This window comes from Marinobacter sp. L-13, from assembly GCF_056857715.1.
The window spans coordinates 134,731-145,093 of the sequence record NZ_JBSXNQ010000051.1; the positions used below are offsets into that span (position 1 = coordinate 134,731).

A 10,363-nucleotide genomic window follows, 5' to 3' on the forward strand; every position below is an offset into this window, starting at 1 on the left:
TTCTCCCACCCAGCACGGCAATGGCCTGTTGTTGGAATTTGGTTGTGCTGGTAAGCCTTTTGTACCCCGATCATCTCGTTATGTTACTGGCTCTGAGTACGGATTTTTTGATGTCTCAGGGCCAATCGATCACGGATCGGCAGCGTTTAATAACCATTGCACCAAGGCTTATAACCAGTATAGGACTGAACAGTTACTCACGTGTAATTTTTTGTAACAGCGTGCGCTGGTGCCGCATATGGAGACGGCGCGGCTTGTCTGGCACAATGCGGAGTTCGGTTTTTACTTAGGGCGCCTCCTGCTTGGCATTGGATCCAGGGCCCCTTTCTTCATTACTTCTCCAGGGACGTTCGGGTTTGAGTCACGAGCAATCGCATCTCCTGCTACCTGCTGATTCGGCCTGGCTGGCCCTGGAGCGCCCGGAAAACCCCATGACCATCACCGTGATGCTGCGGGTTGATGGGCTCACTGCGCCCCGTTTCAGGGAGTTTCTTCGGGTGTACTGGATGGCCTGGGAGCGTTTCCGGTACATGCCCGTCAAACGCTCACCTGCCTGGTGGTGGGAGCAGGATCCGACGTTTGATGTTAGCCACCACCTTGATGTGGTTGTGGATCGTTTCACGCCCGACAGCCTTCAGGAATGGGTGTCCGCGCGTCTGAACCAGCCTCTGCCCATGTATCGCCCGCGCTGGAAATTCTGGCTTGCGCCCAATGCCGAGGGTGGGGCGGTGCTACTGCTGCGCATTCATCACTGTTACGCCGATGGCCTGTCTCTGCTGGGCATCTTTGACCGACTGTGCCCATCCTCTCCCCAGCAGCATCCCGCCATTTACGGCGCCCCCGAAATCGCGGAGCTGTCACGCTGGACGGCTGCGGCAAAGGCCTGGTTCGGGCAACTGATGGCATCCGAAGAGCCTTCTGAAGAATCCCACGGTGCTGGCAATGCAGACCGGTCCGCCGGTAATCAATGGCAGGACGCGGGTCGCTTGCTGGAGCGGGTCGCCCAGAAGAGCCTGAAGCTGGTCAATGAATTTTCGGAGTTCCTGGTGGAGCCGGAAGACACGGCGACGGATCTCAGGCAGCCGTTGCTGGGGAGGCGACATTGTCGCTGGTCCGAGCCAGTGCCCCTCGACCGCTTCAGAAACATTGCCCGAGCTACCAATGTAACCATCAACGATGTGTTGCTGAGCTGTGTGGCGGCGGCTGTGCGCACCCGCCTGGGCATTGAAGGCGAGGACCTCGATGAAGCCGTGCTGCATGCCGCCGTACCGGTGGATATTCGCAGTCGCCTGCCCGAGGAGCTCAAGCCGGCACCCGGCGCGCTGGGCAATTATTTTGGCACCGTGTTTGTACCTTTGCCGGTGGATGGTGAAAGTCCCCTCGAGCGACTTTTCCGCATCAAGCACGAAACCCGCCGTCTTAAGAAAAGCTGGCAGCCCGGCATTGCCTGGGGTCTCGCGGCCAGCGCCACGATTGTTCCAGAGCCTTGGCGGGAGCCGTTGGCCGAGGTGTTCTACCGCAAGGCCAGTGCCGTGGTGTCCAACGTGCCCGGCACTCCGGAGGCCCGGTATATTGCCGGCTGCCGGATAACCGAACAGATGTTCTGGGTGCCCCAGGCCGGGGATATCGGTTTGGGTATCAGCATTGTCAGCTACGCCGACCAGGTGCAGTTTGGCGTCGTTGCCGATGAGGCGGTGATGGCCGACCCCGAAGACTTCCTCAACGACTGCCTGCAGGAACTGGCTCAGTTCCCCGGCGACTGATCCGCCGGGTCGTACTCCCAAAGTTTCAATTCAAGTGCCTCCCAAATGAGCAGAAAACCTGCTCCGTCGAAGCATTTTCCCCCTCCCTTGCATCACCGACCATGGAATTCAGGCGACAGACCGCGCCTGGGGCGTCCGGATGATCCGGGCCTCCGATCCCAGATTTCCAAAAACAACCGGGGGAACTATGAAAAACAATAACGTCAGAAAGTCAGGGTTAGCGATTGCCATGGCAGCGGCCATGGGCGCCAGCGCAGGAGCCAATGCCGCTGTTGAGCTGTATAACCAGGACGGCACCAGCTTTTCCGTGGATGGCTACTTCAACGCATTCTACGTAAACCGTGACGACAAGCAGAACGACGTTCGGGATTCCCGCATCAAGATGGGCTTCCTGCCGAACACCATCGGCTTCAATTTCAGCAAGGATATGGGTGATCTGACCCTGGGCGGACGTTCTTCGTTCTGGACCACCATCAATGACAGTCTTGATTCACCCACAGACACCGCCATCGACGTGCGTCAGTTCTATGCCACGGTAGACGGCGATTTTGGTCAGGTGCTGATTGGTAAGGACTTCGGCCTGTATGCCCGCTCCAACATTTTCCTCGACGAAATCCTGATGGGATTCGGTTCCCCGGGCGTTGCCGGTGGCGTTTCCTTCGGCAATATCCGCGCAGGCTATCCTTACCCGACACCCTCCGCCCAGATTACCTATCGCTCGCCGGATATGGGCGGCCTCAAAGTCGCGGCCGGTGTGCTGGATCCCGCCGATACGGTCACCGGCGCCAACGATGAAAACGCCGCACCCCGCTTCGAGTCCGAGGTAACCTATAACGCCAACCTGAACGACGTGGCCCTGACCGGCTGGGTGAACGGCCGCTACCAGTCTGCCGAGAACGGCACGACAACCGTCGACAGCACGGGCCTCGGGTACGGTATCAAGGCGTCGGTCGCGGGACTGACCCTGGCCGCTTCCGGTTTTACTTCCAAGGGAGATAATCCGGTTCTGATCGGCAACGGTGCGGTGACCGAAGACGATGCCGACGGCTTCCTGGTTCAGGGCTCCTATGCCTTCGGTGCCAATCGCGTTGTGCTTTCCTACGGCGAGACGGACGCTGAAATCCTGAATCTGGAAACCGAGAGCACAACGCTCGGGTTCTTCCACGATGTAAACAGCAACTTCAAGCTGGTTGCCGAGTACAACATGTACGAAGACAACAACCGCACCACCGGTGCAACCACCACTGAGGCGGACACCATCGCCCTTGGCGCCATCGTGATGTTCTAAGCCCTACCTGGCGTTGCGGGTGGCAGGAGGCCTCTCGCTGCGCTGGTTTGTCTAAGACTAAAGTGCCGGTTTGCCTTGAGGCAAACCGGCAGCGCCACCAGGCATTGATTCAGGAGGCAGTTTAATCAATGGCTTACAATCATTTTGGCGCGCCGATTAAAAGCACTGAAGTCGCATTGGCTGCGTTTGCGGATGCCGTAGAATCGGTGAAAAGTCATCCGTTTTCGGGAACCGCGTTTATGAAGCCAGCGACGACCCTGCCTGCGGTCCGGGTAGCGAGCTCCAGCGTTCGCGATCCCATGTTGGCCGCCACCAATCTCGCCAGCCAGCTCAGCCACGAGCATCTTGGCTGTGTACTCTTCTTCTGTTCTGCGGAATACGACCTGGGTCGACTTGGTAGTGCCCTTGAGCACAGTTTTCAGGGTGTGCGCGTCTGCGGCTGCACTTCGGCCGGGGAGATCACTCCGGACGGCTACGGACGTGGATGCATCACCGCCATCGGCTTTGACAGCCGCTATTTCGCCATTGATTGCGCGCTGATCCGGGAGCTGGACCGATTCACCCTGCAGGATGCCCAGGGGGTAATCGACGGCCTGCTTTCGACCTGCCGGGATGCCAGACTCGCGCCGGTCAAAGGCAACACCTTTGCCATCACGCTGCTGGACGGCCTGTCCAGCCGTGAAGAGCTGGTGCTGGCAACGCTCAACTCGGCCCTTGGCACCATTCCCCAGTTTGGCGGTTCTGCCGGCGACGATGAGCGTCTGGCCAACACCCACGTGTTCTACGACGGCCAGTTCCATACCGGAGCTGCCACGGTGTTGCTGGTAAATACACCGCTGGATTTCCGGGTATTTTCCACGCACCACATGGTCGAACGCAGTGAAAAGCTGGTGGTGACGGACGCCTGCGCGGAAAGCCGCACGGTATTCGAGCTTAATGCAGAGCCGGCGGCCGATGCCTATGCCCGAGCCGTTGGCGTGGATGTCGAAGCACTGGATCGCAAGGTGTTCGCGCTACGGCCCATGGGGGTGAAAATCGGCGGCCACTATTTTGTCCGCTCGGTGCAGCGGGTGAACCCGGACAAGAGTCTGACTTTCTATTGCGCCGTGGAAACCGGAATCGTGATGACGGCCATGGAGCCGGAATCCCTGCTGGACAGCGTTCGTACCCAGATAGAAGCCGCAGAACGGGTTGTGGGGCCACCTCTGGTGACCATCGGCTGCGATTGTTTTCTGCGCAGGCTGGAGGCTGAACTCACCGGGGAGGTGGAAGCGGTCTCCCAGTTCCTCCGCCACCACAATGTGATTGGCTTTAACACGTACGGCGAGCAGTTCGACGGTATGCACATCAACCAGACGTTTACGGGGGTGGTCATTGGCCAGCCTGATGTCCGTTCCGGACAAGATTGAAGCACCCGTTGAAGACAGGCGGGATCTCCGGATTGCCGAACTTGAGGCGGAGAACGAGCGCCTGCGGCGGATTCGCGATGCCCTGATTGTCCGGGTGGAGTCCGGCTCTGCCCATAAGCCGGAGCCCTACGCGGCCTTCGAGCACTCGGTGGTGCTTGCCGAGCAGGTTCGGGAGCGAACCGAGGCGTTGAACCAGGCCATGGAACAGCTCAAGGGCAGCAACAAGGCCCTGAATCGGGCCCGGGAAGAAGCCGAGACAACCCGCCAGAGGTTGAGCGATGCCATCGAGAGCATTGCCGACGGCTTTGTGCTGTTTGATAACCAGCATTGCCTGATCCAGAGCAACAGTCGGTTCCGGAGCTACTGGCGGCATGCCGGTGTTGAGGCGCCAGGCCAAGGCACCCGGATTTCAGACGTGAAGCGGCAGGCGGTGGCCTGCGGTCTGGTTCTGGAGGAACACAGCCATCCGGATTCGGAAGGCGTGGTGTTTCTGCTGGCCAACGGCCGCTGGGTTCAGGTTACCGAGAGACCGACCCGGGAAGGCGGGTTGGTCGTGCTCTACTCCGACATCACCGATGTGAAGAACAGCGAAATGGCCCGGCGGATCAAAGCGCTCGAAGAGAGCGAGCGCTGGATTCGGGTGGTGACCGATCATGTGCCGGCGCTGATTGCCTACATCGGGGCCGATATGACCATCCAGTTCTGCAACAAGGTCTACGAGTCCTGGTACGGGCGCAAAGGTGAGTCGCCCCTCGGCAAGCGTCTCAACGAGGTACATTCGCCCGAGTTCTACCAGCGCCTACTTCCCCAGATCCTCGATGTCATGGACGGCCACAATGTCACGTTTGAATTCGAGGAGACCGGTGAGCAGGGTGAGGTGCGCCACATGCTGCGCTCCTACGTTCCCAATTTCGATGAGCAGGGAGACATCATCGGTTTCTTTGTGTTGATCCGGGACATCACCGACCGCCGCAAGACCGCCCTGGCACTGGAACAGGCCTATGACAACCTGGAGCGACGGGTGAAGGAGCGCACCGCGGCCCTGACCGGCCTGAACAACCAGCTACGCCAGGAAATCACCGAGCGGGCTACCGTAGAGGCCCGCCTTCGGGATGCCAAGCTGGAGGCCGAGAGGGCCAATCTCTCGAAAACCAAGTTCCTCGCTGCGGTCAGCCACGACTTGCTGCAACCTCTGAATGCCGCACGGTTGTTTACCAGTGCTCTGCTGGAACAGTCGTTCGGGCCCAAGGCGGAAGGCCTGGTTCGGTCGGTCAGTACCTCTCTGGATGACGTCGAAAACCTTCTGGGCACCCTGGTGGATATTTCCAAGCTCGATGCCGGCGTTATCAAACCGGATGTCACCGCCTTTGATCTTCGGGACTTGCTCAATAACATCGCCCGGGAATTCCGGCAGATGGCCACGGCCGAGGGGCTGCAACTGGATTTCGTTGCCAGCTCCGCGATTGTGGAGTCGGATTCCCAGCTACTGGCTCGGATCCTCCGGAATTTCCTGACCAACGCCATCCGTTATACCGGCAATGGCCGGATTCTGCTTGGCTGCCGTCGACAAAAGGACCATGTCCTGTTGCAGGTGTGGGATACCGGCCCTGGTATTCCCGAGGACAAACTCACCGAGATCTTCCAGGAATTCAAACGCATCCGTCCGGCTGGCTCACAACCCGATAAAGGCCTTGGGCTTGGTCTGGCCATCGTGGACAAGATATCCCGCATGCTTGGGCACGAGGTGACGGTGAATTCCATCGAGGGCAGGGGGTCAGTCTTCAGCGTCCGGGTCCCGGTCGGCAAACTGAAACCCCGGCAACCGGGTGCCGACCAGAATCGAGCCGCGTCTTTCGATAGTGGTCTTGGCGGTGCCCGGATCTGGGTGATCGACAATGACCAGTCTATTTGCCAGGGCATGCAAACCCTGCTCGAAGGTTGGGACTGCCAGGTGGTGACGGCGGTGTCCCTTGAGGATCTCGAGCGTCAGCTGGATCCGGCTACCAGTGCAGTGGACCTGATCCTGGCGGACTATCATCTGGACAACGATGAAAACGGCGTGGATGTGGTGGCGGAGATCAATGGCCGCCGGAGATGTCCGGCGCCAGTGGTGATGATTACGGCTAACTACACCAATGAACTCAAGCAGCATATCCGCGAACTTGGGCACCTGCTGATGAACAAGCCGGTGAAGCCTCTGAAGCTGCGCAGTGCGCTGAGTCATCTACTGAGAAGCTGACTGCGGTCTCATACGAAAAGGGTCAGATGAACATGTCACCTGACCCTTTTTGCTTTTAGCCTGTCAAACCCTGACCTTATTACCGCTTCAGATACTGACTGAAATCCACATCGCTGGCAGAGAGAATCGCCTGCACGCGGTTGTGAACCCCGAGCTTGCGAAGTATCGCTGATACATGGGCCTTCACCGTGGTCTCGGCGATGTTCAGGTTATAGGCGATCTGCTTGTTGGATTCGCCCTTGGACATGCGCTCGAGCACCAGCAGCTGCCGACGTGTCAGTGAGTTGAGCAGCTCCGGTGAAATCGGGTTGTCTTCATTGCGACTACGACGAGTATTGCTCTCCTTGCCGGTTCGGATGATGTCCGAAGGCAGATAGACATTGCCGTTCAGGATCTGCTGGATGGCCTCGGTCATCTGGGCCCTGGGCGAGGACTTGGTAATGAAGCCGCAGGCGCCGTAGGTAATGGCCTGCAGCACCACCTGCTTGTCTTCCTCGGCAGAGACAATAACCACCGGAATCGTCGGGGCTTCGTTGCGCAGGGTGATCAGGCCGTTAAGACCATGCATGCCGGGCATGTTCAGGTCCAGCAGGATCAGGTCCAGGTCGTCATTCTCACGGGTAATGTCGAGAGCGCTGTCCAGATCGTCGGTTTCGATGATCTCGCTGCCCTCAAAGCCAGAGGCGATAACGCTGCTGATGGCTTCCCGGAACAGTGGGTGGTCGTCGGCAATCAGGATCTTGTAAGCCGGCTCCATGGATGGGTCTACCTGTTTGTTTTCAGTGTCGGGAATGGCTTCCGAATCATGATAACGGTTTTCGGAAGAGAGTGCGGCATCGAGCTCGTTCAGCATAGCGGCCTCCTGTGCAGAGAATCGCCGGAGTCGGAGTCGATCCTCTGTTTATTATTGTGATGGTTTCATTACACGCCATCCTGGTGTCGGGTTGAATGCGACCATCGCACCAAAAAACAGGCACCAAAGTACTATTCTTGCCGGGCTGTGGGCTTCGTATCGTGGAGCAATGAGCCTACAACCAACAATAACTCTAGTCTCCCAACCCTCTCTTGCCGATCGCTGGATCAAAAAGGGAGTGACCGCCCTGGTGTGTCTTATCTTCAGCCTCGCAGGTGGTGCCCAGACCGGGGAGGGAGCCTCTGAGCTGCCCGTACTGTCCGTCAGCGTATTGCAGTTCGGCACGGCCCACTGGGAGCTTGACCATATCCTGCATCGGGAACTGGATCGGGAGAATGGCTATCGGCTGGACCTGAAACCGGTGGCCAACCTGCCGGCCTCCAGGCTCGCGGTCACCAGCGGTTCGGTGAATGGCGCAGTGGCCGACCTGCTGTGGGCGCAGTCCAGGTTTCAGGCAGGAGCGCCCTACCTTTATGTGCCTTTTTCATCCCAGATCGGCGATATCGTTGTCGCCGAGACTTCCCCGATCCGCTCGGTGGCGGATCTGGCGGACAAGCGCATCGGCGTAGCCGGCGGGCCGGACAGCAAGGGCTGGATACTGCTCCAGAAAGTCGCGGAGCGGCAGGGTATCAATCTGGACGAATCCGCAGAGATCCAGTTCGCTGCTCCGCCGCTGCTCAGCCAGGCTCTCAAGCGGGGACAGGTAGACGTGATCGTCACCTACTGGCATTTCGCGGCCCGTCTCCGGGGTGAGGGCGGCTGGCGGTCGGCCTTCAGCATGGCCGATCTGCTCACTGAGCTGGACCTGGATCGCAACCTGCCGGTGCTGGGTTATGTCTTCTCTGCGAAATGGGCGACCGATCATGGATCGTTGATAGATGGTTTCGCGGCCTCCCTTCAAGAGGCCAAAGCCGAGCTGGCGGACAGTGAATCACCCTGGCAACGCTTGCGTCCCCTGATGGGTAATCCTGAAGATGGCGTCTTCACGGCATTGCGCGAGGGCTTCGTCGCCGGCACGCCTGCGCCACAAACAGAACAGCGTATTGCAGACCTGCAGCGATTGATGACCCTCACAGGTGCCGACCCGGACCGCCTGATGCCCGCCAATCTGTTTTACCGGAGCCAGCCGTGAAAGGCCCTACCGGCCGCCCGCCGCTCTGGAGCTACTGGATAGTTCTGCCCTCGTTTGTCGTGCTCTGGGCGCTGACGGCCTGGCTGCTTCAGTCGCCCCTTTTACCAACGCCGGCGAACGTACTGGACACCATGGTTCGGGAGTCGGCGTCCGGCGAGCTCTGGCATCACCTGGGGGCGACCCTGGCCCGCGTGGTGGTCGCCTTTGTTCTGGCCATGGCGATTGGCACCGCCATCGGCATTGTGATGGGCCGGTCACAAACCACCAATGCCCTGTTCGATCCCCTGCTGGTGTTGTTACTCAACCTGCCGGCGCTGGTCACCATCATCCTTATGTACGTGTGGTTCGGCCTGGTGGAAGTGGCTGCCGTGATGGCGGTCGTGATCAACAAAGTGCCCAACGTTGCGGTGACGGTTCGCGAAGGCGCCCGCAGCCTCGACTACCGGCTTGAGGAAATGGCCACCGTTTACGAGTTCACCCGCTGGCAACGGTTGCGTGAAGTGTGGGTGCCGCAGCTGTTTCCCTACCTCATGGCCGCCACCCGGGGTGGTCTTGCCCTGATCTGGAAGATTGTCCTTGTGGTGGAACTGCTGGGCCGCTCCAGTGGCGTCGGCTTCCAGCTGCATATGGCGTTTCAGGTATTCGACGTGGCCGCCATTCTGGCCTACAGCCTGGCCTTTATAGCCGTCGTCCAGCTGATCGAGCTGGCCATCCTGCAGCCCCTCGAGCGTCGATCCAGCCGCTGGCGCCAGCCGGAGGCCGCTCATGCTTGAACTCAGAATCGCCGGCCGTGATTTCGGCCAGCCGGTGCTCGGAGAGGTATTCGCAACCGTTTCGCGAGGCGACCGCATCTGCCTGCTGGGACCCTCGGGAATCGGCAAGACCACGTTACTGAACGCCATTGCCGGTCTCGATAAATCGGTGCCAGAGAGCGCCGTTATCGGCCGGGAGCAGCTCCGGGTGGGCTACCTGTTTCAGGAGCATCGCCTGCTGCCATGGCGGACTTTACACGCCAATCTCAGGCTGGTTGGTGCCAGCGATGACGAGGCCGGGACGTTGCTGGGCCAGGTTGGCCTGGCCGGATACGGCCATTATCTCCCGGACCAACTGTCACTCGGTATGGCCCGAAGAGCCGCCCTGGCCCGTTGCCTGGCGGTGAAACCGGACTTGCTCTTGCTGGACGAGCCGTTTGCCTCGCTGGACCCCATCATGGCCGGCGAACTGAAAGCCTTGATCGCCGGAATCCTGAACTCGCAACCTGATATGGCGATGATCTGTGTTACCCATGATGGCGGGGATGCTGAGATATTGGCGAACCGCCTATGGTATCTCGACGGCAAGCCTGCGCGACTGCAGTGGGACGATGTATTGGCAGAGCCTGGGCTGGTCGATGGGCTTCTTGGGCGCCTTCGTGATCTGGATTTGACGGGCTCTTAGGTTGATCGAGGGTGTCCGCAGTCTGTCGGATTACGCTTTGCTAATCCGTATATGGTCTCCTCCCCGTTTGCAAGGTCTCAGCACTCAATGTCAGGGACAGGTTTGCGCCCGTATATCCGGCCTGTTTGATGAGGCGGCTTTGTCGCCTCTGGCCTTGATGGAAGATCCGCGCCTGCCGTCCT

At 59.5% G+C, this 10,363-nt stretch carries 8 protein-coding genes; 7 read left to right on the plus strand and 1 reads right to left on the minus strand.

Annotation, left to right across the window (positions count from 1 at the left end; genetic code table 11):
• Positions 1-356 precede the first annotated feature (356 nt).
• The 4 genes from AC13DD_RS09570 to AC13DD_RS09585 all read left to right on the plus strand — a co-directional run bounded on the left by AC13DD_RS09570 (position 357) and on the right by AC13DD_RS09585 (position 6,699).
• Entirely contained in the window at positions 357-1,763 is a 1,407-nt protein-coding gene (locus AC13DD_RS09570; RefSeq protein ID WP_473977842.1) for a WS/DGAT domain-containing protein, read from the plus strand.
• 187 nt (positions 1,764-1,950) lie between these two features.
• Positions 1,951-3,051: a porin gene (locus tag AC13DD_RS09575; RefSeq protein WP_104270852.1), complete on the plus strand. Its 1,101-nt coding sequence runs from the start codon at positions 1,951-1,953 to the stop codon at positions 3,049-3,051.
• Between the two features lie 239 nt (positions 3,052-3,290).
• Positions 3,291-4,460 (plus strand): nitric oxide-sensing protein NosP, encoded by a 1,170-nt coding sequence (nosP, locus tag AC13DD_RS09580; protein ID WP_062786416.1) that lies wholly within the window; start codon positions 3,291-3,293, stop codon positions 4,458-4,460.
• Complete coding sequence (locus AC13DD_RS09585; RefSeq protein WP_482931083.1) at positions 4,438-6,699, plus strand: hybrid sensor histidine kinase/response regulator; 2,262 nt, start codon at positions 4,438-4,440, stop codon at positions 6,697-6,699. Before nosP ends, AC13DD_RS09585 begins: the two co-directional genes overlap by 23 nt.
• Before the next feature lie 79 nt (positions 6,700-6,778).
• On the opposite strand, the gene AC13DD_RS09590 is transcribed toward AC13DD_RS09585, so the two are convergent.
• A complete protein-coding gene (locus AC13DD_RS09590) occupies positions 6,779-7,456 on the minus strand; it encodes a response regulator (protein ID WP_062786421.1) in 678 nt (225 codons plus the stop codon).
• Positions 7,457-7,790: 334 nt separating this feature from the next.
• Between AC13DD_RS09590 and AC13DD_RS09595 the strand changes: the two genes are divergently transcribed.
• The 3 genes from AC13DD_RS09595 to AC13DD_RS09605 are packed head-to-tail and all read left to right on the plus strand — an operon-like array spanning position 7,791 to position 10,181.
• A complete protein-coding gene (locus AC13DD_RS09595; protein ID WP_482931081.1) occupies positions 7,791-8,744 on the plus strand; it encodes an ABC transporter substrate-binding protein in 954 nt (317 codons plus the stop codon).
• Complete coding sequence (locus AC13DD_RS09600; protein WP_092030425.1) at positions 8,741-9,517, plus strand: ABC transporter permease; 777 nt, start codon at positions 8,741-8,743, stop codon at positions 9,515-9,517. The genes AC13DD_RS09595 and AC13DD_RS09600 overlap by 4 nt, the downstream gene beginning before the upstream one ends.
• Complete coding sequence (locus AC13DD_RS09605) at positions 9,510-10,181, plus strand: ATP-binding cassette domain-containing protein (RefSeq protein ID WP_092030423.1); 672 nt, start codon at positions 9,510-9,512, stop codon at positions 10,179-10,181. The genes AC13DD_RS09600 and AC13DD_RS09605 overlap by 8 nt, the downstream gene beginning before the upstream one ends.
• The last annotated feature ends 182 nt before the right edge of the window (positions 10,182-10,363 follow it).